At 74.5% G+C, this 24,805-nt stretch carries 21 protein-coding genes; 9 read left to right on the forward strand and 12 right to left on the reverse strand.

What is annotated here, in order from left to right; translation table 11 throughout:
• Positions 1-320 precede the first annotated feature (320 nt).
• The gene (locus AB0H53_RS05400) at positions 321-1,526 is read right to left on the reverse strand and encodes a GHMP kinase (protein WP_362107534.1); all 1,206 of its coding nucleotides are present in this window, start codon (positions 1,524-1,526) and stop codon (positions 321-323) included.
• Between the two features lie 993 nt (positions 1,527-2,519).
• Complete coding sequence (locus tag AB0H53_RS05405; protein ID WP_362107537.1) at positions 2,520-3,479, reverse strand: ROK family protein; 960 nt, start codon at positions 3,477-3,479, stop codon at positions 2,520-2,522.
• Between the two features lie 205 nt (positions 3,480-3,684).
• Between AB0H53_RS05405 and AB0H53_RS05410 the strand changes: the two genes are divergently transcribed.
• Positions 3,685-4,665: a LacI family DNA-binding transcriptional regulator gene (locus AB0H53_RS05410; protein ID WP_362107985.1), complete on the forward strand. Its 981-nt coding sequence runs from the start codon at positions 3,685-3,687 to the stop codon at positions 4,663-4,665.
• Positions 4,666-4,672: 7 nt separating this feature from the next.
• Here AB0H53_RS05410 and AB0H53_RS05415 read toward each other — a convergent pair whose 3' ends face one another.
• The 6 genes from AB0H53_RS05415 to AB0H53_RS05440 form a co-directional block, all read right to left on the reverse strand.
• Positions 4,673-6,430, reverse strand: a complete 1,758-nt coding sequence (locus AB0H53_RS05415; protein WP_362107540.1) for a serine/threonine-protein kinase — start codon at positions 6,428-6,430, stop codon at positions 4,673-4,675.
• 84 nt (positions 6,431-6,514) lie between these two features.
• Entirely contained in the window at positions 6,515-7,813 is a 1,299-nt protein-coding gene (locus tag AB0H53_RS05420; RefSeq protein WP_362107543.1) for an aldolase/citrate lyase family protein, read from the reverse strand.
• A 160-nt stretch (positions 7,814-7,973) separates the two neighbouring features.
• Positions 7,974-8,948, reverse strand: a complete 975-nt coding sequence (locus AB0H53_RS05425) for an electron transfer flavoprotein subunit alpha/FixB family protein (RefSeq protein WP_362107546.1) — start codon at positions 8,946-8,948, stop codon at positions 7,974-7,976.
• Positions 8,949-9,008: 60 nt separating this feature from the next.
• A complete protein-coding gene (locus tag AB0H53_RS05430; protein WP_362107549.1) occupies positions 9,009-9,794 on the reverse strand; it encodes an electron transfer flavoprotein subunit beta/FixA family protein in 786 nt (261 codons plus the stop codon).
• 189 nt (positions 9,795-9,983) lie between these two features.
• Complete coding sequence (locus AB0H53_RS05435; RefSeq protein WP_362107552.1) at positions 9,984-10,490, reverse strand: flavin reductase family protein; 507 nt, start codon at positions 10,488-10,490, stop codon at positions 9,984-9,986.
• Positions 10,491-10,696: 206 nt separating this feature from the next.
• On the reverse strand, positions 10,697-11,017 hold the full coding sequence (locus AB0H53_RS05440) for a thioredoxin family protein (RefSeq protein ID WP_362107555.1): 321 nt from the start codon (positions 11,015-11,017) through the stop codon (positions 10,697-10,699).
• A 303-nt stretch (positions 11,018-11,320) separates the two neighbouring features.
• On the opposite strand from AB0H53_RS05440, the gene AB0H53_RS05445 reads away from it, so the two are divergent.
• Positions 11,321-12,043, forward strand: coding sequence for a lysophospholipid acyltransferase family protein (locus AB0H53_RS05445; RefSeq protein WP_362107558.1), 723 nt, complete (start codon positions 11,321-11,323; stop codon positions 12,041-12,043).
• A 141-nt stretch (positions 12,044-12,184) separates the two neighbouring features.
• Here the strand turns inward: AB0H53_RS05445 and AB0H53_RS05450 are convergent, their stop codons facing one another.
• Genes AB0H53_RS05450 through AB0H53_RS05460 form a run of 3 tightly spaced genes read right to left on the reverse strand, consistent with a single transcriptional unit; the run spans position 12,185 to position 15,443 of the window.
• A complete protein-coding gene (locus AB0H53_RS05450) occupies positions 12,185-13,264 on the reverse strand; it encodes a low specificity L-threonine aldolase (protein ID WP_362107987.1) in 1,080 nt (359 codons plus the stop codon).
• Positions 13,261-14,016: an SDR family NAD(P)-dependent oxidoreductase gene (locus AB0H53_RS05455; RefSeq protein WP_362107990.1), complete on the reverse strand. Its 756-nt coding sequence runs from the start codon at positions 14,014-14,016 to the stop codon at positions 13,261-13,263. The genes AB0H53_RS05450 and AB0H53_RS05455 overlap by 4 nt, the downstream gene beginning before the upstream one ends.
• Positions 14,017-14,045: 29 nt before the next feature.
• Entirely contained in the window at positions 14,046-15,443 is a 1,398-nt protein-coding gene (locus AB0H53_RS05460; protein ID WP_362107561.1) for a DUF6421 family protein, read from the reverse strand.
• 238 nt (positions 15,444-15,681) lie between these two features.
• On the opposite strand from AB0H53_RS05460, the gene AB0H53_RS05465 reads away from it, so the two are divergent.
• Positions 15,682-16,365 carry a glycerophosphodiester phosphodiesterase family protein gene (locus AB0H53_RS05465; protein ID WP_362107564.1) on the forward strand — a complete coding sequence of 228 codons (684 nt, stop codon included), beginning with the start codon at positions 15,682-15,684 and terminating at the stop codon, positions 16,363-16,365.
• Between the two features lie 159 nt (positions 16,366-16,524).
• Positions 16,525-19,104 carry an ATP-dependent Clp protease ATP-binding subunit gene (locus AB0H53_RS05470; RefSeq protein ID WP_362107567.1) on the forward strand — a complete coding sequence of 860 codons (2,580 nt, stop codon included), beginning with the start codon at positions 16,525-16,527 and terminating at the stop codon, positions 19,102-19,104.
• 32 nt (positions 19,105-19,136) lie between these two features.
• Here the strand turns inward: AB0H53_RS05470 and AB0H53_RS05475 are convergent, their stop codons facing one another.
• Positions 19,137-19,688 (reverse strand): GNAT family N-acetyltransferase, encoded by a 552-nt coding sequence (locus AB0H53_RS05475; RefSeq protein WP_362107570.1) that lies wholly within the window; start codon positions 19,686-19,688, stop codon positions 19,137-19,139.
• A gap of 160 nt (positions 19,689-19,848) precedes the next feature.
• Here AB0H53_RS05475 and AB0H53_RS05480 point away from each other — a divergent pair, with 160 nt between their 5' ends.
• The 5 genes from AB0H53_RS05480 (at position 19,849) to AB0H53_RS05500 (ending at position 24,788) form a co-directional block, all read left to right on the forward strand.
• Positions 19,849-20,403: a DUF5134 domain-containing protein gene (locus AB0H53_RS05480; RefSeq protein WP_362107572.1), complete on the forward strand. Its 555-nt coding sequence runs from the start codon at positions 19,849-19,851 to the stop codon at positions 20,401-20,403.
• 83 nt (positions 20,404-20,486) lie between these two features.
• On the forward strand, positions 20,487-21,422 hold the full coding sequence (locus AB0H53_RS05485; protein ID WP_362107575.1) for a M56 family metallopeptidase: 936 nt from the start codon (positions 20,487-20,489) through the stop codon (positions 21,420-21,422).
• A 97-nt stretch (positions 21,423-21,519) separates the two neighbouring features.
• Positions 21,520-22,221 carry a phosphatase PAP2 family protein gene (locus AB0H53_RS05490; protein WP_362107578.1) on the forward strand — a complete coding sequence of 234 codons (702 nt, stop codon included), beginning with the start codon at positions 21,520-21,522 and terminating at the stop codon, positions 22,219-22,221.
• A 153-nt stretch (positions 22,222-22,374) separates the two neighbouring features.
• A complete protein-coding gene (locus tag AB0H53_RS05495) occupies positions 22,375-23,046 on the forward strand; it encodes a TetR/AcrR family transcriptional regulator (protein ID WP_362107581.1) in 672 nt (223 codons plus the stop codon).
• Positions 23,047-23,432: 386 nt separating this feature from the next.
• Positions 23,433-24,788: an FAD-dependent oxidoreductase gene (locus AB0H53_RS05500; RefSeq protein ID WP_362107583.1), complete on the forward strand. Its 1,356-nt coding sequence runs from the start codon at positions 23,433-23,435 to the stop codon at positions 24,786-24,788.
• Positions 24,789-24,805: the final 17 nt, after the last annotated feature.

The raw sequence follows: 24,805 nt of genomic DNA on the forward strand, positions 1-24,805 counted from the left end.
GCGACGGCGGGAGCGGGCGCCGCCGCGCGGTTGCGGCTCATCGTGCCCGGGCAGGGCGAGTTCCGCCCGGGGCGCCACGGTGCGGGGCGCCAGGTCCTCGACCGGCGCGGCCTCCGCGTGCCGGGCGAAGACGGTGTGCGCGTACCGGTGGCCGGTGCCGGCGGCGACGAACACCACCGGGCACCGGGGATCGAGGCCGCGTTCCCACCGGCGCTGACGCGGGCCGCGCCGGTGGACGGCCCCGCGAAGACCGCGCGCCGCCGCAGCGGGCCGATGCACGGTCTCACAGCGCAGGCACTTGAGCCGTCCGTCGGGACGTATCAGGTCCGGGCGGCCGATCCCCTCCGTTGCTGTGCCGGCCCATCCGGCGTCTCCGCGGTCGTGGTGAAGGTCGTGAAGGTCCGGGTGACCGGGATGCCTTCGGCCGCCAGGTGCCGTACACAGCGCCCCACCCGGTGCGCGAGCCCGGGGCGCACCGCGTCGAAGAGCAGTCCGGCCACCGCCCCGCTGTGCGCGATCTGCACGCCCACCGCTTCCGCGCGTCCCGCGACGTCCAGCAGGGCGCCGAACTCCGCGTGGCGCAGCACGCGCTGGCCGCGCCGGGCGCTCTCGGTGCTGACCTGGCCGAGCAGCACCGGGTCGGCCTCGGCGACCGCCCTGCGCAGCAGGGACCGCAGCCGTTCGTAGGCGTGCACGTCGTCGTCGCTGTGGGCGCGGACGGGCAGGGCGAGGGTGTCGACGGGCTCGCCGCCGCCCAGTGCGCAGCCCACGACGACGAGCGGGGGCAGCGCGTCGCCCAGGACCTCCAGGACGCGCCCTTCCCGCTGGGCGAACAGCAGCGGCCGGCCGTCGAGCATCAGCGGGTCGGAGGCGAGTTCGGCGCGCACCGCCAGGCGGGCGACCGTCTCCGGCGTCAGGCGCAGGCCGCAGGCGTCGGCGACCGCCCGTACGGCCGCGATGACATCACTGGTGGAGGAGCCCATCCCCAGCCCCACCGGAATGTCGCCGGTGAGCCGCAGCTCCCCGCCGCAGGCGGGCTCCCCGCGCTGTACGGCGCACTCCCGCGCGGCGAGAGCCGCGGCGCGGAGCGCCTTGGTGCGGTCGGCGGGCGTCACCGAGAGCTCCCCGGGCGGGGCGTCCGGGCGGCGGACGAACTCGGCGCGCGTGCCCGGGCCGCTCATCGGCAGGGTGACCAGTCCGGCGCGGTGCCGGCCCCGTTCGTCGAGGAAGACGCCCTGCAGGAGTTCGCCGTGGTGGCAGGAGGCGTACCCGGTGCCGACGCGGACGGCGCCGGCACCGGGTACGGCCGGGCGGGCCCCGGGCCGGTCGAGTTCGACGGTCCGCGCGGCGGGGAGGGCCGGCGGCAGCCGCACCAGCAGCGCGGCCCCGGCGGGGCCGCTTGTGGCCGCGCTGCCGGTGGCCGTGGCTGTGTCCGCGTCCGCCGGGACCGGGCCGGCGGTTGTGGTGCCGGTGTCCGCGGTGGTCGGGTTCCGGGTGACGGCGGTTCCGGTGCCGGTGGTGTCCATGAGAACCCCTTCCTCTTCTCGTACGGTGACGGCGGGGCGCTCGCCATGAGATCGCCGTCGCCCCGGGTGCTGTGCCCCGGTGGGGACCACCAGGCTGCCGAGACCGTCCCGGCCCACCTCGGCGTCCACCTGGAAGACCGCGGCGAGCCGGTCGGGGCTCCGGACCTCCTCGGGGTACCGGCGGCGACCGGGCGCCCCTGGTCCATGAGGAGCAGCCGGTCGCGGACCCGGGCGGCCGGCGACAGGTCGTGCGGGGCGACCGGCACGGTCCGGTCGGTGCCGGACGGCAGCCCCCCGGAGCTCCCACTGGTGTGTGACGCCGAGGTGGTTGGCCGGCTCGTCCAGCAGCGCACCTGGGCCGCCGGTCCGGCGCCCGCGCGTTGCGGGCGCGTTGGCGCTCCCCGCCCGGCAGGACCTTCCACGGCCGGGCCGCCGCCCGGTGAGCCCGGCCCGGTGAGCCCGGCCCGGGCCGGGGCCGCCGCGACGGCCCGGCCGGTGGCGTCCCCGACCGCGCCGGCGGCCCTGCCCGCTCCGAACGCCATGCCGTCCGGAGCCACCGAGTGCAGCCGGACCACCGCCGGCCCCACAACCGTCGCCACCGCGCGGACCGGCACCGCGTCCCAGCCCGCTGAGACGACCGAGCCGAGCAACCACTGGGTGATCGCGCGGATGATCTCGGCGTCCGCAGGGGCCACCAGCAGCAGGGGTCAGCGCGGTGCGGAACTGCGCCACCACCACAACCGTCGGCACGACCCGCACGGGCCCCGACCGCAGCACCACAGCACCACAGCACCACAGCACCGCAGCACCGCAGCACCGCAGCACCGCAGCACCGCAGCACCGCAGCACCGCAGCACCGCAGCGGGAGCGTGCAGCGGTCCGGAAGACAGCATCGCCCCGGTGCGCGCCCCGCCCGGCACCCCGTCCCGGACGGCCCGTCCCCGTACCGGCCACAGGCGGGCGCACCGGGACAGGCGGGGCCGGCCGGGCCGGTCAGCCGCCGATGCCCGCCGGCGCCTCCACCGGCCTGCCCGCGAGGGCGGCGGCCGCCGCGCCCAGCAGGCCCGCGTCCGTGCCGGTGAGGGCGGGGGCCACCGTCAGGCGGCGTACGAAGGAGAGCGTGGCGTAGTCGCGCAGGGCGCGGCGCAGCGGGACGAACAGCACGTCACCGGCGCCCGCCACTCCCCCGCCGATCACGGCGATGTCGATCTCGACCAGGGTGGCGGTGGCGGCGATCCCGGCCGCCAGCGCCCGGGCGGCGCGTTCGAAGGAGGCCGTGGCGACCCGGTCGCCGGCGCGCGCCGCGGCGGCCACCGCGGCGGCCGTGGTGTCGCCCCCTGGCCCCGGCGTCCAGCCGCCCTCCAGGGCGCGCCGGGCGATGTTGGGCCCGCTGGCGAGCCGTTCGACGCAGCCGCGTGACCCGCACGGGCACGGGTCGCCGTCCAGGTCCACGCTGATGTGACCGATGTGGCCGGCGTTGCCGGTCGGCCCGGTGTGCGGCCGGCCGCCCAGCACGAGGCCGCCGCCGACGCCGGTGGAGACCACCAGGCACAGCGCGTTGTCGTGGCCGCGGGCGGCGCCGAGCCAGTGTTCGGCGGCCGTCATGGCCACACCGTCCCCGACCAGTGCCACGGGCAGGCCGCCGCTCGCCCGGCGCACCCGTTCCACCAGGGGGTAGCCGCGCCAGCCGGGGATGTTGACCGGGCTGACCGTACCGGCCGCCGCGTCGACCGGGCCCGCGCTGCCGATGCCGACGGCCCCGGCCCCGGCCCACAGCGGTGAGGCGGTGAGCCGGGCGAGGACGGCCTCCACGGCGTCCATCACCGTCTCGCCGTCCTCCCCGGCCGGTGTGGGGCCCTGGGCCCGCAGCAAAATCCTCCCGCTGCCGTCCACCAGCGCGCCGGCGATCTTGGTGCCGCCGATGTCGAGCGCGGCGACGAGGTCGGAATGCATCGGTGTCGGATCCCCCGTGAGTGACTGCGGACCTGCGGATTCCAGATGGGCCCGGTCCAGTCTCCACGCCCCTGACAACGTTGTCCAGGCCCTATGCTCGACGCGGTACCCCCGCACGCCATCCCCCGCTCCGGACGAGGACAGGACAACGCACGTGGCCGAGACCGCCCGCCGCCCCGATCACCGCTACGGCAATCGGCCCACCATGAAGGACGTGGCCGCGCGGGCGGGGGTCGGGCTCAAGACCGTCTCCCGCGTGGTCAACGGCGAACCGGGCGTGACCCCGGACACCGAGCGCCGCGTCCAGGAGGCCATCGAGGCCCTGGGCTTCCGGCGCAACGACAGCGCCCGCGTACTGCGCAAGGGCCGCACCGCCTCCATCGGCCTGGTCCTGGAGGACCTGGCCGACCCGTTCTACGGCCCGCTCAGCCGCGCTGTCGAGGAGGTCGCCAGGGCACACGGCGCGCTCCTGATCAACGGCTCCAGCGCCGAGGACCCCGACCGCGAGCAGGAACTGGTCCTCGCCCTGTGCGCCCGCCGGGTGGACGGGCTCATCGTCATTCCCGCCGGCGCCGACCACCGCTACCTGGAACCGGAGATCGAGGCGGGCGTCGCCACGGTGTTCGTGGACCGGCCGGCCGGGCGGATCGAGGCGGACACGGTGCTCTCCGACAGTTTCGGCGGTGCCCGGGCGGGCGTCGCCCACCTGATCGCCCACGGCCACCGCAGGATCGGCTTCATCGGCGACCAGCCGCGCATCCACACCGCCGTGGAACGGTTGAACGGCTACCGCGCGGCGATGGAGGACGCGGGTCTCGCCGTGGAGGGCGCCTGGGTGTCGCTGGGCTCGACCGAGCCCGCGCGGGTGCGGCGGGCGGTGACCGGGATGCTCACCGGCGACCTGCCGGTGACCGCGATCTTCACCGGCAACAACCGGGTGACGGTGACGGTGGTGCGGGCCCTGGCGGCCCATGAACGGCCGGTGGCGCTGGTCGGTTTCGACGACATCGAGCTGGCCGACCTGCTGGGCATCACGGTCGTCGCGCAGGACGCCGCCGCGCTGGGCCGCACGGCGGCGCAGCGGCTCTTTGGCCGCCTGGAGGGCCAGGAGGGCGCCCCCACGCGGGTGGTGCTGGAGACGGCGCTCGTCCCGCGCGGCTCGGGTGAGATCCCGCCGTCCGCCTGACCGGCGTTCAGCAGGTGGGAAGGCCCGGCACCGGCCGGTCGTTGTCGCCGCCCCGGATGTAGACCACGCTGACGTAGACGCCGGTGTTGCCGCTGTCGTCGTCGGTCCTGGCCCACCAGACGTTGGTCCACTCGCCATGGGTCTCCCGGCGGCCCAGGTTCGCCTGGCAGTAGAAGTAGTTGGTGCCCGCGTTGAGCACTCCGGCCTCGGCGCCGTCGGCCCGGTGGGACTTCGCGGTGCGCCAGACCTGGCAGTCGTGCTTGCCGCCGCCGGTGGAGTGGCACGCGGGTGCCGGGGCCGGTTCGCCGGCGCCACCGGTCGCCGCCGAGCCGCCGGACGTGGCCGTTCCGCCGGGCTCGGTGCCGCCGGGCTCGGTGCCCCCGGGGGCCGCCTTCCTGCCGCCGGCACCGGTGCCGGACGGGGAGGGCTTCCCGGCTGCGGCCGTGGACCTTCCCGCGGCCGGTTCGGCGGGGGTCGCGTCCGGCGCCGCGGCGGAGGCGGACGGCCCGCTCCCGGGGGTGAGGACCCGGCCGGGGTCCTGCTCGGCGCCGGGCCCGGAGGCGTCGGCCACCGATGACGGTCCGGGCCGGCCGCCGGCCGACTCCCGGCCGGTCGCGGGCGCCTCACGGTCCATGAGCGCGTACGTCACCCCTCCCCCGGCCAGCAGCACCGCGGCGGTCGCCGCCGCGACCAGCGCCCGTGACCGGGGCCGGGACCCGGCACCGGCCCGGCGGGGCGCCGGGGCGGGGGCCCGCGTCCCCCGGGTGCCGGACGGGCCGGGAGCCGCCGCGGCCGGAGCGGGCACGGCGGCGGGGGCGGGGGCCGCCGGGGTCGGTACCACCGGGGCCGGGCCGAAGCCCTGGGGCTGGTGCGGCAGGACGTTCCGCTCGGTCGGCACGTACGGCGCCGGACCCGTGGGAGCGGGCTCCCGCCCCTGCGCCACCGCCGTCAGCAGCCGCGCCGCCGTCGCCGCGTCCGGGCGCCGGGCCGGGTCCTTGTGCATCAGCCGCTGGAGCACCGGGGCGAGCGGCCCCGCGCGGCGGGGTTCGGGCAGCGGCTCGCCGACGATCGCGGTCAGCGTCGACCAGGTCGAGGTACGGCGGAAGGGCGACGAGCCCTCCACCGCCGCGTACAGGGTGGCGCCCAGCGCCCAGATGTCGGAGGCGGGTCCCGGGTCGTGTCCCTGCGCCCGCTCGGGGGCCAGGTAGTCGAGCGAGCCCACCAGTTCGCCGCTGCGCGTGAGGTGGGTGGTGGAGCCGTCGCCCGGGTCGTCCATCGCGGCGATGCCGAAGTCGGTGAGGACGACGCGTCCGCCCCGGTCCAGCAGGACGTTGCCGGGCTTGACGTCGCGGTGCAGCACGCCGACCGCGTGGGCGGCGTCCAGCGCCTCCAGCACCTTGGCGCCGACAGCGGCCGCCTCGCGCGGGTCCAGCACGCCGCGGTCGCTCAGGACGTCGTCCAGGGAGGGCCCGTCGATCAGCTCCATCACGATGACGGGCCGGCCCTCGTGCTCGGTGACGTCGTGGACGGAGACGACGCCGCTGTGGCGCACCCGGGCGGCGGCCCGCGCCTCGCGCTGCATCCGCAGCCGCAGATCGGCCAGTTCGTGCCCGGAGGAGTCGGTGTAGGTGCGGAGCTCCTTGACCGCCACCTCGCGGCCCAGCACCTCGTCCACGGCGCGCCACACCACGCCCATGCCGCCCCGCCCCAGTTGGCGGACCACCCGGTAGCGCCCGGCGATCAGTTCGTTCTCCCCCGAAGACACCGCTGCCCCGTCCCTCTGTTCACGATCGATGGTGGCATCAGGGTACGGGCGGGAGTGACGGCCCCGTCGGCGGTCGCCGGGGCCCTATCCGGCGGTGGCCGTGAGATCGCCCCGGCGCGGTGCGGCGAAGCCGTCGAGACCTTCCCGGGTCAGCCCGGTCAGGCCGGCCACCTCGTCGGCGTCCAGGGCTCCGCAGTCGATGCCGCGCAGCAGGTAGGAGCTGAGCGCCTTGGCGGTGGCGGGCTCGTCCATGACGTCGCCGCCCGCGCGGCCGGCGTAGGCGGACAGCCGGGCGGCGGCCTGCCGGTAGCCCTCGCGGTAGAAGGCGAAGACGGCGGCGTACCGGGTGGGCAGGTGGCCCGGGTGCATGTCCCAACCCTGGTAGTAGGCGCGGGCCAGGGCGCGCCGGGTGAGGCCGTAGTGGAGCCGCCAGGCGTCGTGGACCTTCTCGGTGCCGCCGACCGGCAGGACGTTGGTGGAGCCGTCCGAGACCCGTACGCCGGTGCCGGCGGCGGCGACCTGCATGACCGCCTTGGCGTGGTCGGCCGCCGGGTGGTCGCTGGCCTGGTGGGCGGCGGAGACGCCGAGGCAGGCGCTGTAGTCGAAGGTGCCGTAGTGCAGGCCGGTGGCGCGGCCGCCGGCGGCGTCGATCATCCGGGCGACGGTGGCCGTGCCGTCGGGGCCGAGGATGGCCTGGCTGGTCTCGATCTGGATTTCGAAGCCGATCCGGCCCGGCTCCAGGCCGCGTGCCTTCTCGAACTCCTCCAGGAGGCGCGCCATGGCGGTGACCTGCTCGGCGTAGGTGACCTTCGGGAGGGTGAGGACCAGGCCGTCGGGCAGGCCGCCGGCCTCCATCAGGCCGGTGAGGAAGATGTCCAGGGTGCGGATGCCGCGGTCGCGGACGGCGGCTTCCATGCACTTCATCCGGATGCCCATGTAGGGGGTGGCGGTGCCGTTCCCGTACGCCTCCCGGACCAGGCGGGCCGCGCGGGCGGCGTGCGCGTCCTCGTCGGCGTCCGTCCGGCCGCCGTAGCCGTCCTCGAAGTCGACGCGCAGGTCCTCGACGGGCTCCTGCTCCAGCTTGGCGCGCACCCGGGCGTGGACCGGTTCGGCCAGCTCGTCCGGCAGTCCCAGGACGGCGGCGAAGGAGGCGGCGTCGGGGGCGTGCTCGTCGAGGGCCCGCAGGGCCTGGTCACCCCAGGAGCGGACGGTGCCGGCGTCGAAGACGTCGCCGGGTACGTAGACGGTGTGCACCGGCTGCCGGGTGCCGGGGTCGCCCGGGTAGCGGCGGGCGAGCTCGGCGTCCACCGGGGCGAGGGAGGCGCTGATGCCCTCGCTGACCGCTCCGGCCAGGCTCGTCGCCACCTTCTCCTGCTGACCCATGCCCACACCCTCCATACGCCGATGTTTCCGCTTTCCGGAATCACTAATCCGTATGGCGAAGTTAGTCGGCGGGCTCTCCTTGCGTCAATGGTGGTTCGAAACGGCCGGGGGCCGCGCGGCGACAATGCCACGCGGCCCCGGACCGTACAGACGTCGCAGGTCAGCCCTTGCGGGACTGGACCTCCTCGGTGAGCTGCGGGACGACCTGGAACAGGTCGCCGACCACGCCGTAGTCGACCAGGTCGAAGATCGGGGCCTCGGCGTCCTTGTTGATCGCCACGATGGTCTTCGAGGTCTGCATACCCGCGCGGTGCTGGATCGCGCCGGAGATGCCCGCCGCGATGTACAGGGTCGGCGAGACCGACTTGCCGGTCTGGCCGACCTGGTTGGTGTGCGGGTACCAGCCGGCGTCGACGGCGGCGCGCGAGGCGCCGACGGCGGCACCGAGCGAGTCGGCGAGCGCCTCGATCAGCGAGAAGTTCTCGGCGCCGTTGACACCACGGCCACCGGAGACCACGATCGCGGCCTCGGTCAGCTCGGGGCGGCCGGTGGACTCGCGCGGGGTGCGGGAGACGACCTTGGTGCCGGTGGCCTTCTCGGAGAAGGAGACCGACAGGGCCTCGACGGCGCCCGCGGCCGGGGCGGCCTCCACGGGGGCCGAGTTCGGCTTGACCGTGATGACCGGGGTGCCCTTGGAGACCCGGGACTTGGTCGTGTAGGAGGCGGCGAACACGGACTGCGTGGCCACCGGGCCCTCGTCACCGGCCTCCAGGTCGATGGCGTCGGTGATGATGCCGGAGCCGATACGGACCGCCAGGCGGGCCGCGATCTCCTTGCTCTCGGCGGAGGACGGGAAGAGCACGGCGGCCGGGGAGCCGCCGGCGGACACCGCCTCCAGGGCGGCCTGGAGGGCGTCCACCTTCGGTACGACGAGGTAGTCGGCGAACTCGGCGGAGTCGGCGGTCAGCACCCGGGCGGCGCCGTGCTCGGCGAGCGTGGCGGCGGTGGCCTCGGCGCCGGGGCCGAGCGCGACGGCGACCGGCTCGCCGATGCGGCGGGCCAGGGTGAGCAGCTCAAGGGTGGGCTTGCGGACGGAACCGTCCACGTGGTCGACGTAGACGAGAACTTCAGCCATGGGATTGCTCTCCTGCGAATGCGAAGAAACTGGGGGGCGGTCGGTGGCTCTGCGCGAGCCCTAGATGAACTTCTGGCTCGCGAGGAACTCGGCCAGCTGCTTGCCGCCCTCGCCCTCGTCCTTGACGATGGTGCCGGCCGTACGGGCCGGGCGCTCCGCCGCCGAGTCGACCTTGGTCCAGGCGCCCTCGAGACCGACCTCGTCGGCGTCGATGTCCAGGTCGTCCAGGTCCAGGGACTCCACCGGCTTCTTCTTGGCGGCCATGATGCCCTTGAAGGACGGGTAACGGGCCTCGCCCGACTGGTCCGTCACGGACACGACGGCCGGCAGGGACGCCTCCAGCTGCTCGGACGCGGTGTCGCCGTCACGGCGGCCCTTGACCGTGCCGCCCTCGACCGACACCTCGGAGAGCAGGGTGACCTGCGGGACGCCCAGGCGCTCGGCGAGGATCGCCGGCAGGACGCCCATGGTGCCGTCGGTGGACGCCATGCCGCAGATGACCAGGTCGTAACCGGTCTTCTCGATCGCCTTGGCGAGCACCAGGGACGTGCCCATGACGTCGGTGCCGTGCAGGTCGTCGTCCTCGACGTGGACGGCCTTGTCGGCGCCCATGGACAGCGCCTTGCGCAGCGCGTCCTTGGCGTCCTCGGGACCGACGGTGAGCACGGTGATCTCCGCGTCGTCCGCCCCGTCGGCGATCTGGAGCGCCTGCTCCACCGCGTACTCGTCCAGCTCCGACAGCAGGCCGTCGACGTCGTCGCGGTCGACGGTCAGGTCATCGGCGAAGTGCCGGTCGCCGGTGGCGTCGGGCACGTACTTCACACAGACAACGATCCTCAAGCTCACGCCGGCTCTCCTACTGCATCGTCATTACTGGGCTGCCTTGTTGCACGCAGCATAGGCGCCATAAGGGGCGGTTTCCGCTCGGGGCGGCGGACGCCCCGCACGCATATTACTCGTCAGTACACCCAGTGCCTTCCCGGTAGGCAAGCACTGTGAACTGTGACCTTCCCAACGCTCAGTGACCAGCATCTCTCAGTCGCGCAGAGCGGTGAACCGCCCCTCGTGGTAGAGCAGCGGCCGCCCCGTTCCGTCCGGGTCGCCGGCCACCGCCTGCGCGACGACGATGCGGTGGTCCCCGGCCGGTACCCGGGCCACCACCCGGCACACCAGCCAGGCCAGCACACCGTCGAGCACGGGCACGCCCTGCGGGCCGGTGCGCCACCGGGTCGGCGCCCCGAACCGGTCGGCGCCGCTGCGGGCGAAGGTGTCGGCCAGCTCCCGCTGGTGCTCGCCGAGCACGTGGACGCCGACGTGCTCGGCCTCGGCGATGACCGGCCAGCTGGAAGAAGCCGTGCCGACGCCGAACGAGACCAGCGGGGGCTCGGCGGCCACCGAGCTGAGGGAGGTGGCGGTGAAACCGACGGGGCCGTCCCCCCGGGCCGTGACGACCGCGACGCCCGCCGCGTGCCGCCGGAAGACGGAGCGGAGCAGGTCGGGGCCGGCGAGCCGGGGAGTGCCGAGGTCGGGGGCGGCCGTCATGGGACTGTCCTTCTTCGAGGGGCGCTGGACGCGCTCGGGGCGGGGCCGTGGGGGTTCAGGCACCCGTACAGCGCGCGTTCGCGTCGCGGGCCGGGTTCACGCGGGCCCGCCCGTGGAGAAGGGGTTCCTGGGGCACGGCGTCAGCCTGACGATCAGCGGCGGGCGCCGTCAAGGGCGTCCGGGGATGTGGGAGGTGCGTCACCCCGTCACAGGGCGTGGCCCAGCGCGGCGACGACGTCGGCGGTACGGGGCTGCCCGGCGGCTCTTCGCACCACCCGCCCGGCGCGGTCCAGCACCAGCACGGTGGGCGTGCGGACGATGCCGAGTTCGCGCACCAGGGCCAGGTGCTCCTCGGCGTCGATCTCGACATGGGCGACGCCGTCGACGAGCCCCGCGACACGGGCCAGGGTCCGCCGGGTCGCCCGGCACGGCTGGCAGAAGGCGCTGGAGAACTGCACGAGCGTGGCCCGCTCCCCCAGCTCCGCGCCGAGCCGGTCCGGCCCGAGCACCGCCACTTCCTCGGCCACCGCTGCCGCCTCCCGTGTCGTCGTCGGCGGACGACACCGCCGCCCGCCGGGATCTCCGGCAGGGACCGGGTGCCCCGTACGGATCCGGCCACCCGCGGATCTCAGCGCCGCGAAAGCCCCGGTTGATTCCCCGGAACGGCCCTGAGCGGCCACGACGTGATGAGAATCTCCGACGGCCGGAGGTGCCGGGACTGGTTTGTCCGGCGCACATGGGGCACGATCGCCCCAAAGCCGGATACCTACGGCTGCGTAACTTCACGCCGGGAGAACCCTCCCCAGGCACAGAAGAAGGGCCTTCCCCAGATGGCAGAACTCGTCTATCGGCCGGTCATCGGCGCCGCCCTGACCATGTTCAAGGCGCTCGACCTCAAGATCGACATCCAGGGTTCGGAGAACATCCCGCGCAGCGGCGGAGCGGTACTGGTCAGCAACCACATCAGCTATCTGGACTTCATCTTCTCCGGGCTGGCCGCGCGGCCCCAGAAGCGCCTGGTCCGCTTCATGGCCAAGGACTCGGTGTTCCGGCACCGGATCTCGGGGCCGCTGATGCGCGGTATGAAGCACATCCCGGTCGACCGCGAGCAGGGTGAGACGGCCTACCACCACGCTCTGGACTCGCTGCGGTCCGGCGAGATCATCGGTGTCTTCCCCGAGGCGACCATCTCGCAGTCCTTCACGCTCAAGAGCTTCAAGTCGGGCGCCGCGCGCCTCGCCCAGGAGGCCGGCGTGCCGCTGGTCCCGATGGCGCTGTGGGGCACCCAGCGGCTGTGGACCAAGGGCCGCCCGCGCAACTTCCGGCGCAGCCACACCCCCGTGACGATCCGGGTCGGCGAGCCGGTGGAGGCGCCCGCCGACCAGTACGCGGGCGCGATCACGCGCCGGCTGCGCGAGCGGGTGCAGGACCTGCTGGAGGCGGCGCAGCGCGCCTATCCGGTACGGCCGAAGGACGCGGCCGACACCTGGTGGGTGCCGGCGCACCTGGGCGGTACCGCGCCGACCCCGGCCCAGGTCCGCGAGGCGGGCTGAGGAACCGGCCGGGCCCCCGCCCGACGGGGGCCGCACTCCCGGACGCGGTGCCGCCGGGCCGGTACGGCACGGCTCCCCCGCACGCGCCGGTGGCCGGCCGGAATCGGATCCGGCCGGCCACCGCGGGTCACGCGCACCCGGCTAGCGGGCCATCTCTTCCTTCAGCGCCTGGAGGAACGTGTCGACGTCCTCCTCGGTGGTGTCGAAGGCGCACATCCAGCGCACGTCTCCGGCCGCCTCGTCCCAGAAGTAGAAGCGGAAGCGCTCCTGCAGCCGGCGGGTCACCTCGTGCGGCAGCCGCGCGAAGACGGCGTTGGCCTGGACGGGGTGGAGGATCTCCACCCCGTCCACCGCGCGCACTCCCTCCGCGAGGCGCTGGGCCATCGCGTTGGCGTGCCGGGCGTTGCGCAGCCACAGGTCCCGGGTGAGCAGCGCCTCCAGCTGCACGGACACGAACCGCATCTTGGAGGCCAGCTGCATGGACATCTTGCGCAGGTGCTTGAGGTGGCTGACCGCGTCCGGGTTGAGGACCACCACGGCCTCGCCGAAGAGCATGCCGTTCTTGGTGCCGCCGTACGACAGGACGTCCACCCCCACCGCGTTGGTGAACGTCCGCATCGGCACGTTCAGCGAGGCGGCGGCGTTGGCCAGCCGGGCGCCGTCGAGGTGGACCTTCATGCCCAGGCCGTGGGCGTGGTCCACGATCGCGCGGATCTCCTCGGGGGTGTAGACGGTGCCCAGTTCGGTGTTCTGGGTGATGGAGACGACCTGCGGCATGGCGCGGTGCTCGTCGTCCCAGCCGTACGCCTGCCGGTCGATGAGCTCGGGCGTCAGCTTGCCGTCCGGGGTCGGTACGGTCAGCAGTTTCAGCCCGCCCATGCGCTCGGGCGCACCGCACTCGTCCACGTTGATGTGCGCCGACTCGGCGCAGATCACCGCGCCCCACCGGTCGGTGAGCGCCTGGAGCGCGGTGACGTTGGCACCGGTGCCGTTGAAGACCGGGAAGGCCTCGGCGGTCGGGCCGAAGTGGCTGTGCATGACCCGCTGGAGGTGCTCGGTGTACTCGTCCTCGCCGTAGGCGACCTGGTGGCCGCCGTTGGCGAGGGCGAGGGCCGCGAGTATCTCGGGGTGGGCGCCGGCGTAGTTGTCACTGGCGAACCCGCGCACCGACGGGTCGTGGTGGCGCCGCGCGTCGGTCCTCGACGCCGGCGACGGGGTCACGGCTTGGGGGTCAGCCACAGACGCTGTCCATTCACTTCCGGGGCGGGCCGGTCCCAGACGCCGGCGATGGCATCGGCCAGGTCCTTGACGTCCGTGAAGCCCGCGAACTTCGCATTCGGGCGCTCGGCGCGCATCGCGTCGTGCACCAGTGCCTTGATCACCAGGATCGCAGCCGCGGTCTTCGGCCCGTCCTCGCCCCCCGCCTTGCGGAAGGCGTCACCGAGCGCGAGCGTCCACGCCTCGGCGGCCGCCTTGGCGGCGGCGTAGGCGGCGTTCCCGGCCGTGGGCTTAGTGGCGCCGGCCGCGCTGACCAGGACGAAACGGCCGCGGTCGCTGCGCAGCAGTCCGTCGTGGAAGGCGAGCGAGGTGTGCTGGACGGTGCGGATCAGGAGCTTTTCCAGCAGCGTCCAGTCGGCCAGGTCGGTCTGGGCGAAGGTGGCGCTGCCGCGCCAGCCGCCGACCAGGTGGACCACTCCGTCGATCCGGCCGAACTCCTTCTCGGTCCGGTCCGCCCACTCGCGGGTGGCCGCGAGGTCCAGGAGGTCCACGGTGTCGCCGATGACGGTCGCGCCGCCGTGCGCGTACCGCGCGGCGTCCACCGCCTCGGCCAGGCGCTCCGGGTCCGCGTCCGAGCCGACGACGGTCGCCCCGGCCTCGGCGAGCCGCAGCAGGGCCGCGCGGCCCGCCGGTCCGGCGGCTCCGGCCACCGCGATCACGGCGCCTTCGAGCGTGCCGTTGCCATTGCCGTTCATGGTCATCGCCTCCTGCTGCTTCCGCTCGTTCACGCGGCGGTCCGGTCGGCCGTCTCCGCGGTGATGCCCTTGGTGGAGGCGATCACGTTCTTCAGCTTCTTGGCGAGCGCCTCGTAGAACATGCTGAGCGGGAACTCGTCCGGGAGCACGTCGTCCACGAGTTTGCGCGGCGGCTGCGTGAGGTCCAGGGCGTCGGGGCCCTTGGCCCAGCGGGAGCCGGGGTGCGGAGCGAGGTAGGTGGAGACCAGGTCGTAGGCCGCGAACCAGTGGACCAGCTTGGGGCGGTCGATGCCGTCGCGGTAGAGCTTCTCGATCTCCGCGCAGAGCTGGTTGGTGACCTGCGGCGCGCGGTCCCAGTCGATCTGCAGGGTGTTGTCGGTCCAGCGCACCACGTCGTGCTTGTGGAGGTACGCGAAGAGCAGCTGACCGCCCAGGCCGTCGTAGTTGCGGACCCGGTCGCCGGTCACCGGGAAGCGGAACATCCGGTCGAAGAGCACGGCGTACTGGACGTCACGGCCGTGCCGGTTGCCCTCCGCGTCGAGCTTCACGGCCTCCTTGAAGGCGGTGAGGTCGCAGCGCAGCTCCTCCAGCCCGTACATCCAGAACGGCTGGCGCTGCTTGATCATGAAGGGGTCGAAGGGCAGGTCGCCGTGGCTGTGGGTGCGGTCGTGGACCATGTCCCAGAGGACGAACGCCTGCTCGCAGCGCTCCTGGTCCCCGATCATGTCCTGGATGTCCGCGGGCAGCTCCAGCCCGAGGACGCGCACGGCCTCCTCGGTGACCCGGCGGAAACGGGCCGCCTCACGGTCGCAGAAGATGCCGCCCCAGGTGAACCGCTCGGGAGCCTGCCGGACGGCGATGGTCTCGGGGAAGAGGACGGCCGAGTTGGTGTCGTAACCGGCGGTGAAGTCCTCGAAGGTGATGCCGCAGAACAGCGGGTTGTCGTAGCGGGTGCGCTCCAGTTCGGCGAGCCACTCCGGCCAGACCATCCGCAGCACGACCGCCTCGAAGTTGCGGTCGGGGTTGCCGTTCTGCGTGTACATGGGGAACAGCACCAGGTGCTGGAGGCCGTCGATCCGCTCGGCGGCGGGCTGGAAGGCCAGCAGCGAGTCGAGGAAGTCCGGCACGGCGAAGGCGCTGTCGGCCCACTTGCGCAGGTCGGCGACGAGCGCGCGGTGGTACGCGGTGTCGTGCGGGAGCAGCGGGGAGAGCCGCTCGACCGCGGTGACGATCCGGTCGACAGTGGCCTCGACGGCCGCGTGGGAGGGGGCGCGGTCGGCCGTGAAGTCGATCGAGCCGTCCGCGGACTGCCAGCCGCGCAGCTCCTCCACGGCGTTCTTGAGCTCGGGCCAGGCCGGGTGGTCGATCACCCTGGCTCCGGTGGCTATGTCCCCACCGGCAACGTCCTGCACAAGAATTTCCGTCATCACACTTCCTCCACGGGAGAACCTCGCGTTAAGGCACCGTATCTATGGGCGGTTCTTCGCCACAAGTGCAGCCGGAAGAAATTATCCTGCCGCACCCCTTGGTCACCGCTGTTTTTCCTGCCGCGCGTGGCGGCGGCGCTCGCATCCGCTACCCGGGGCGGGCCGGTCGCTAAGCTGCGGCCGTGCCGCGTGGCCCGGCGCCGCGCGCGCAGCCGCCGTCGACGGAAGCGAGCAGACCTTGAGTTTTCTCACCATCGGCCACCGCGGGGTGATGGGCGTCGAGCCCGAGAACACCCTGCGCTCCTTCCGTAGCGCCGAGCGCGCCGGGATGGACGCCGTCGAGCTGGACCTGCACCTGAGCAAGGAGGGCGCCCTGGTCGTCATGCACGACCCGCTGGTGGACCGCACCACCGACGGCACCGGCGCGATCGCCGAGATGACCCTGGCCGAGCTGCGGCAGCTGGACGCCGGGCACGGTGAGCGGGTGCCCGTCCTGGAGGAGGTCATGGACGCCGTCGCCACGCCGTTGCAGGCCGAGATCAAGGACGTGGCCGCCGCCCGCGCGCTGGCCGAGGTGCTGCGCCGGCGGGACGCGGTGGGGCGGGTGGAGGTGTCCTCGTTCCACGACGAGGCGGTCGCGGAGATCCGCCGGCTGGTGCCGGGGGTGCGCACGGTGCTCATCGCCGGCCGCTGGGGTCCCGACATCACCGACCGGGCGCTGGCCGTGGGCGCCGCCGGCCTCGCGCTGAACATCCGCCGGCTCACCCTGGAGACCACCGAGCGGGCCCGCGCGGCGGGACTGGGGGTCATCGCCTGGGTGGTCAACACCCAGCAGCAGCTGCGGCTGGCGCGGGCGCTGGAGGTGGACGGGGTGACCACCGACCACCCGGAGATCCGGCACACCGGACGCTTCACCGCGTGACCGGGCGCGGTCGGCGGTGGCCGGGACGGGGCGGTCCCGGCCCGGTCCAGCCCCGTCCGTCACAGGTGTAACAGCGATGCGCCCGGGAACCCGCGACCTGGATCCACCGGCTCTCTGTACAGCGTGTCCCAGCCACCCTGGACACCGGAACGGACACATATGAGCAGCGGCTTCATGGGCCCGGAGGGCTTCGGCTCTGACCCGTTCAACGACTTCCTGGCGCGTTTCTTCGGCGGACGGGCAGGGGCTCCCGGTCAGTCACGGTCCGGTTCCCGCTACATCGACATCGGGCGCCTCATGAGCGAACCGGCCCGGCGGATGGTCGACGACGCCGCCGAGTACGCGGCCGAGCACGGCAGCACGGACCTGGAGACCGAGCACCTGCTGCGGGCGGCCCTCGCCACCGAGCCGACCCGTGACCTGGTGGCCCGGGCGGGCGCCGACCCGGACAAGCTGGCCGCCGAGATCGACCGGACGGCCGGCGAAGGACCGCGCCAGTCCAGGATCGCCGTCACGCCCGCGGTCAAGCGCGCCCTGCTCGACGCCCATGACCTGGCCCGGCACACGGGCGCCTCCTACATCGGGCCCGAGCACGTGCTGGGGGCGCTCGCCGCCAACCCCCACTCGGCGGCGGGACGCATCCTCAACGCGGCCCGGTTCGACCCCGGTTCCTTCCCCGCCTCCTCGCACGGCGGTCCCTACGGGCGCGGCGGGCCCGGCCCCTGGGTCGGCGAGACCCACCCCGAACAGCGGCCCGGGCCGCAGCGCAACACCCCCAACCTGGACAAGTACGGGCGCGACCTGACCGACCTGGCCCGGGAGGGCCGCATCGACCCGGTGATCGGCCGTGAGCAGGAGATCGAGCAGACCGTCGAGGTGCTCTCCCGGCGCGGCAAGAACAACCCGGTATTGATCGGTGACGCCGGGGTCGGCAAGACGGCCATCGTGGAGGGGCTGGCGCAGCGCATCACCGAGGGCGATGTGCCCGACACCCTGCTGGGCCGGCGCGTCGTCGCCCTGGACCTGTCGGGCGTCGTCGCGGGCACCCGCTACCGGGGTGACTTCGAGGAGCGCCTGAACGGCATCATCGAGGAGATCCGGGCGCACAGCGACGAGCTCATCATCTTCATCGACGAGCTGCACACGGTCGTCGGCGCCGGCGCGGGTGGCGGGGGCGGCTCCGAGGGCGGTCCGATGGACGCGGGCAACATGCTCAAGCCCGCGCTGGCCCGGGGCGAGCTGCACGTCATCGGCGCCACCACCCTGGAGGAGTACCGCCGCTACATAGAGAAGGACGCGGCACTGGCCCGGCGCTTCCAGCCCGTCCTGGTGCCCGAGCCCACCCCCGAGGACGCGGTGGAGATCCTGCGCGGCCTGAGCGACCGCTACGAGGCCCACCACCAGGTCCGCTACACCGAGGCGGCGCTGCTGGCGGCCGTCGAGCTCTCCGACCGGTACCTCACCGAGCGGTTCCTGCCCGACAAGGCCATCGACCTGATCGACCAGGCCGGTGCCCGGGTGCGGCTGCGGTCGCGCGCCACGGACACCGACGTCCGTGCCCTGGAGCGGGAGGCGGAGCGGCTGGTGCGGGACAAGGACCAGGCCGTCGCCGCCGAGCAGTACGAGCGGGCCACCGAACTGCGCGACCGGCTCCAGGAGATCGAGCGGCGGATCGAGGCGGGACGCGAGGACCAGCGGCAGCCCGGGGACGGGCAAGTGGTCGAGGTCACCGCCGAGGACGTCGCCGAGGTGGTCAGCCGGCAGACGGGCATCCCGGTCGCCAGCCTGACCCAGGAGGAGAGGGAACGCCTGCTCGGTCTGGAGGAGCATCTGCGCAAGCGGGTCATCGGGCAGGACGAGGCGGTCACGGCCGTCTCCGAGGCGGTGCTGCGCTCCCGGGCGGGGCTGGCCGATCCGAGCCGCCCGATCGGCAGCTTCCTCTTCCTCGGCCCGACCGGTGTGGGCAAGACCGAGCTGGCCCGCGCGCTCGCCGACGCGCTGTTCGGCAGCGAGGAGCGCATGGTGCGCCTGGACATGAGCGAGTTCCAGGAGCGGCACACGGTGAGCCGGCTGGTGGGCGCGCCGCCCGGATACGTCGGCCACGACGAGGCCGGCCAGCTCACCGAGGCGGTGCGCCGGCACCCGTACTCGCTGCTGCTGCTCGACGAGGTCGAGAAGGCCCACCCCGACGTCTTCAACGTGCTGCTCCAGGTGCTGGACGACGGCCGGCTGACCGACGCCCAGGGCCGTACGGTCGACTTCAAGAACACCGTCATCGTGATGACCAGCAACCTGGGCGCCGAGGCCATCGGCAGCGGCCGGGGCGTGCTCGGCTTCGGCAGCGCCGCCGACGCCTCGCGGGAGGAGGCGATGCGCGAGCGGGCCCTGCGGCCGCTGCGGGAGCACTTCCGTCCCGAGTTCCTCAACCGTATCGACGAGATCGTCCTCTTCCGGCGCCTGGACGAGGACCAGCTGCGCCGGATCACCGATCTGCTGCTGGAGGAGACCCGGCGCCGGCTGCGCGCCCAGGAGATCACCGTGGAGTTCGACCCCGAAGCGGTCGACTGGCTGGCCCGGCGGGGCCACCAGCCGGAGTACGGTGCCCGTCCGCTGCGCCGGACCATCCAGCGCGAGGTGGACAACCGGCTGTCCCGGCTGCTCCTGGACGGCCGCCTCGCGGCCGGTTCCCGGGTGCGGGTGGCGGTGGACGACGGGCAGCTCGCCTTCCGGACCGGGTGACCCGCCGCCCGCCACCGGGTGCGGGCCGGGCGCTAGGGGAGTTCCTTGACCAGCAGCTCGAACACGAGGTCGTCGCGGCGCGGCAGCCCGAAGCGCTCGTCGCCGTAGGGGAAGGGGGTCGTCCGGCCGGTACGGCGGTAGCCTCGCCGCTCGTACCAGGCGATCAGCTCCTCGCGGACCGAGATGACGGTCATGTGCATCTCGCGCGCCCCCCACTCCTCGCGCGCCAGGCGCTCCGCCTCCGCGAGGATCCGCCGGCCCAGGCCGCCGCCCTGGAGGCCGGGGCGGACCGCGAACATCCCGAAGTAGGCGATGTCACCGCGGTGTTCGAGCTGGCAGCAGGCGACCGGTTCGCCGTCCCGCTCCACGGTGAGCAGCCGGGAGCCGGGCGAGGTGATGACCTGGCGGACGCCCTCGGGGTCGGTGCGCTGCCCGCCCAGGATGTCCGCCTCGGTGGTCCAGCCGGCCCGGCTGGCCTCCCCCCGGTAGGCCGACTCGATCAGCGCGACGAGCTCCGGCACATCGGCCTCGGTGGCGTCGCGGTAGGTCGGCTCCCCGGCGTCCCGGGACGGTGCGGTGTCCATGGTGGGCGGTCTCCTCCTGCGGCTGGTGCTGTCGCCCGCCGAGCCTAACGCGCCTGGTCGCGCTCCCCCCGTACGCCCTTGCGCTCGCGTGCACCGCGACGGACCCGGGCATCGTCCCAGGAGCCGTCTCGTCGGGAACGTCGACCGGGGGAGGTGTGCCGTGCACGGACCTGCGCTGTCCGGCTGGCTCATGGTGGTGCTGTGCGGGGTGACGGGAGCCTCCTGCCTGGTGCGGGCTCGCCGGTGCGCGGGCGCGGACCGCAAGGAGGCGGGGGATGAGGCCGTGATGGGCCTGGGGATGGCCGTGATGGCCGTGCCCGCGGCGGTGGTCGCGCCGCCGGGGTGGAGCTGGGCGGTGTACGCGGCGGTGTTCGGCGCCGCGTCGGCGCGCGCCCTGTGGCCGGCCCGGCGCGGCGGGCACCATCTGCACCATCTGGTCGGGTCGCTGGCCATGGTCTACATGGCGGTGGCGATGGCCGGGGGCGGCACGGGGGCGCACGCGGGGCACGGCCCGGGCGGCGGGGTACCCCTGCTGACCGGCGCCCTGCTGGCGTACTACGCGGTCTACCTGCTGCGCGCGGGGACGGGCCTGGTGCCGGTGGCCGTGCCCGCGGGCGGGGCGCCCGGCGGTGCTCCGGACGGGCCGCCGGGAGCGGCCCGGGCCTGCCGGCTGTCGATGGCCACGGCCATGCTGGCGATGCTGGTCACGGTCTGACCGCGCCGGCCCGGGGCCGTGGCGTGCGTCACTTGGCGCACCAGACCATACCGATGGGTAGCGTGCGCTCATACGCTGACGTCATGTTGGTCTCCCTCGCGCTGCTCGCGCTCGGCGTCCTGGCCGCCCTGGTGGCCCCGCGTCTGCTGGCGCGGGCGGACTGGGCGGAGCGCGAGCCGGTGGTGGCGCTGTGGGTGTGGCAGTGCGTGGTCGCCTCGGTGCTGCTGTGCTTCGGCCTGTCGATGACGCTGAGCGCGGCAGCCGCCTGGCAGGCGGTGCGGGGCCATGTGTTCGCGCCCGCCCCGCGCGGCGTGGTCGAGGCGTACGAGCTGGGGGCGTCGGGGCCCTGGTCGGGGGCGCTCGCGGTGCTGCTGGCCTGCGGCGGCCTGTGGAGCGGGGCGATGCTCACCCGCGAGGTGCGCCGGGCCCGGGCCGGCCACCGGCGGCGGCGTGCCGAACTGCTCGCCCGCGCGCCGAGGTTGCCCGGTGAGGAGCCCGGCGGTGAGCCGCTGGTGCTGCTGGAGGGCGAGCACGCGGACGCCTGGTGGCTGCCGGGGGCGGCGCCCCGGCTGGTCGTCACCACGGCGGCGCTGCGGCGCCTGAAGGGGCGTCAGCTCGACGCGGTACTGGCCCACGAACAGGGCCACGCCAGGGCCAGGCACGACTGGCTGCTGCACTGCTCGACGGCGCTGGCCACCGGGTTCCCGCAGATCCCGGTCTTCGCGGCGTTCCGCGACGAGATGCACCGGCTGGTGGAGCTGGCCGCGGACGACGCGGCGTCCAAGCGGTTCGGGCGGCTGACGATCGCCCTCGCCCTGGTCCAACTGAACGAGGACCGCGGGGTGTTCGGTCCGTGCCCCGCACCCGACGCCCAGCTCCCCCACCGGGTCGACCGTCTGCTGACGGCCGTGCCGAGGCTCCCGGCCGGCCGGCGGCTGCGGCTGACCGCCGCCGCCGCGCTGGTGCCGGCGGTACCGCTGCTGGTGGCGTTCGTGCCGGGCCTGAGCGCCCTGGGCTGACCGGCGCCGAAGGCGTGTGCGGCGAGGGCCGGTGACCGGCCGTGGCCCTGGCTGTTCGGGTGGGTCTGCCCCGGCGATCCCCGGGAAGATGCACCTCATGCGCGCTTCCACACCGCCCCCGCCCTCACGTACCCCGTCCGCCGCGTCCGCCGCCCTGGGCTCCGGGGTACTGACCGGCGTGCTCCTGGTCCTCGTCGCGGTCGAGTGGGCGCCACTGATCGCCCTCGACCGGGCGGTGGCCGAGACGCTGCACGAGTCGGCGGTGCGCAGCCCGGGCCTGACGCGGGCCAACCGGGTGCTGACGGACTGGGTGTGGGACCCGTGGACGATGCGCGCCCTGCTCGCCGTCACCGCGCTGTGGCTGTGGTGGCGCCGGGAGCGGACGGCGGCGCTGTGGGTCGCCGGGGCCGGGGTGGTCGGCGCGGCGGTGCAGCAGGCCCTGAAGGCGGCCGTCGGGCGGGAGCGCCCGGACTGGCCGGACCCGGTGGACTCGGCCCACTTCGCCGCCTTCCCGTCCGGCCACGCCATGACGGCGGTGGTCGCGTTCGGGCTGCTGCTGTGGCTGCTGGCGCGGTACGGCGCTGACCGGCGCGGGTGGTGGGCCGTGGCCGTGATCGGCGCGGTGTCGGTGCTGGGGGTGGGGCTGACCCGGGTGTACCTGGGGGTGCACTGGGCGACGGACGTACTGGGCGGCTGGCTGCTGGGGGTGTGCGTGGTGGCCGTGGCGGTCCTCACCTACGAGCGGCGGGCCGTTCCGCGGGGGTCCGCCGCGCAGGAGGCAGGGCGGTCCGGGCGGTGAGGGCCGGTGCGCCCGGTGTCGCCATCCGGACCGGGCGATCCCCCGCGTCGCCCGGTCCGGCTGGCATCACCACGCCGACCAGCCCGTTCGGGGCGCACCAGCAGGGGCACCCCGAGTATATTGGCTCGGAGCCAGTCAACGCAGGAGTCAAGCATGTCCCCGCGGAGCGCATCGGTCAATGAAGAACTGCGGCGGCGTTCCCGCGAGCGGCTTCTCCAGGCGACGGTGGAGCTGGTGGGCGAGCGGGGTTACGAGGCCACGACCCTCGCCGACATCGCGGACCGGGCCGGTTCGGCACGTGGTCTGGTCTCCTACTACTTCCCCGGCAAGCGGCAGTTGCTCCAGTCCGCGGTGCACCGGCTGATGCACCTGACGCTGGAGGCGGCGCTGGAGCGCGAGCCCAGGTCGGAGGACGGCCGGGAGCGGCTGGCCCGGGCCATCGACGCGGTCCTGGACCTGGCGGTGGAACGGCCGCTGCTCATGCGCACGCACATGGCCGGGATCCTCCAGGCCGCGGGGTTCGTGCAGTGCCCCGAGCAGCAGCGGCTGGCCTCGCTGCTGCGGGACACGGTGGCCCGGTACGGCTCGCGGGACGTGGACGCCGACTATCCGCTGCTGCGCGCCCTGCTGATGGGCGCGGTCTTCGCCGTACTGCTGCCGGGCGCCCCCATGCCGCCGGCGCGGCTGCGGGCGGAGCTGTTCCAGCGGTACGGGCTGGACTGGGAGCTCGGCGTTCCGCCGGGCGGCGGGCGGCCCGGCGGAGCGCGCGACGGCGGCGCACAGCCGCCGCGGCTCGCGGATCAGTCGTCGAAGTCGCCGAAGTAGTCCGGCTGGGTCTGGACGTTGAGTTCGTGCTACCGCACCCGCTGCGCCGGGTCGGTACGGCGGTCGTCCTGCCTGAGGACGTCGGAGCCCTTGCGCCGGTCGTTCGAGTGGATGTGACCGTTGTGGTAGTACGCCGACCAGGAGCCTCCGGTCGCCCCTCTTCCCGCGGCCCCCTTCCGGCGCCCTGCCGGAAGGGGGCGCGGGAGCCGCGGGGAGCGGCGCGCCGGTGGTGGTGGCGCGCGGCGGTCCGGGTGAGCGGACGTGTGTACGGACCGCGGGTGACGGCCCGGGAGCCGGCACGGCGGGCCGCGCCCGTGGAGCCGTGGACCTCCCGTGCGGCGCCCGGCGGTGCGATCCTGGAGGTCCCCGCGGGAAGGAGCGCACCCGTGCTTCGTGTCGCTGTCGTCGGTTCCGGCCCCAGCGGGGTCTACACCGCCCAGTCCCTGGTCGAGCAGTCCGCCGTCCCCGGCGTCCGGGTGGACGTACTGGACCGGCTGCCGTGCCCGTACGGCCTGGTCCGCTACGGCGTGGCGCCGGACCACGAGAAGATCAAGTCGCTGCAGGGCAACCTGCGCGGCGTGCTGGAGCACGAGCGGATCGGCTTCATCGGCAACGTCGAGGTCGGTACCGGCGGGCTGACGCCCGGGCGGCTGCTGGAGCTGTACCACGCGGTCGTCTACTGCGTCGGCGCGGCGCGGGACCGCAGGCTCGGGGTGCCGGGCGAGGACCTCGCGGGCAGCTTCTCGGCCACCGAGTTCGTGTCCTGGTACAGCGCGCACCCGGACGCGGTGGGCGACCGTTTCGTGCTCGGCGCCCGGTCGGCGGTGGTGATCGGGGTGGGGAACGTGGCGGTGGACGTGGCGCGTGTGCTGGCGCGCGGGCCTCGGGAGCTGCACCCCACGGACGTCCCCGAGGCGGCGCTGCGGGTGCTGGCGGCGAGCCGGGTGCGCGAGGTGCACATGGTGGGCAGGCGCGGCCCCTCGCAGGCCAAGTTCACCACCAAGGAACTGCGCGAGCTGGGTTCGCTGCCGGAGGCGGCGGTGGCGGTGGACCCGGCCGACCTCGCGCTCGACCCGGGGTTCGCCGACCCGGCCGGGCTGCCCGCGGTCAACCGGCGCAATGTCGAGGTGGTACGCGGCTGGGCCACGGGCGGGGACGGTGCCGCCGGGCCGCCGCGGAGCCGGACGATCCGGCTGCGGTTCTTCCTGCGCCCGGTGGAGGTGCTGGGCGACTCCGGGCGGGTGGCGGGGGTGCGCTTCGAACGCACCGTCCCGGACGGCTCCGGTGGTGTCCGGGGTACCGGTACCCACGAGGAGATCGAGGCCGGGCTGGTGCTGCGGGCGGTCGGCTACCGGGGGGTGCCGCTGCCGGGGCTGCCCTTCGACCCGGCCCGTGGGACGGTGCCGCACGCGGCGGGCCGGGTGCTGCGGGAGGGAGCGCCGTCGCCGGGCGAGTACGTCGCGGGCTGGATCAAGCGCGGGCCGACCGGTGTGATCGGCACCAACCGGCCGTGCGCCAAGGAGACGGCCGCTTCCCTGCTGGCGGACGCTGCCGCGCTGGCCCGCCGCGAGGTGGCCGCCGACCCGGTCGCCGCGCTGCGCGCCTGGGGCCACCGGCCGGTGGAGTGGCCCGGCTGGCTGGCGATCGAGCGGGCGGAGGCGGAGCTCGGCCGGAGGCTGGGCCGCGGCTCGGTGAAGATCGCCGACTGGGCCGGCCTCCTGGACGCGGCGGGGCGGGACTGAGCCCGGGAGGCGGCGGG

This window comes from Streptomyces sp. NPDC050856 (assembly GCF_040653855.1).
Classification (GTDB): domain Bacteria; phylum Actinomycetota; class Actinomycetes; order Streptomycetales; family Streptomycetaceae; genus Streptomyces.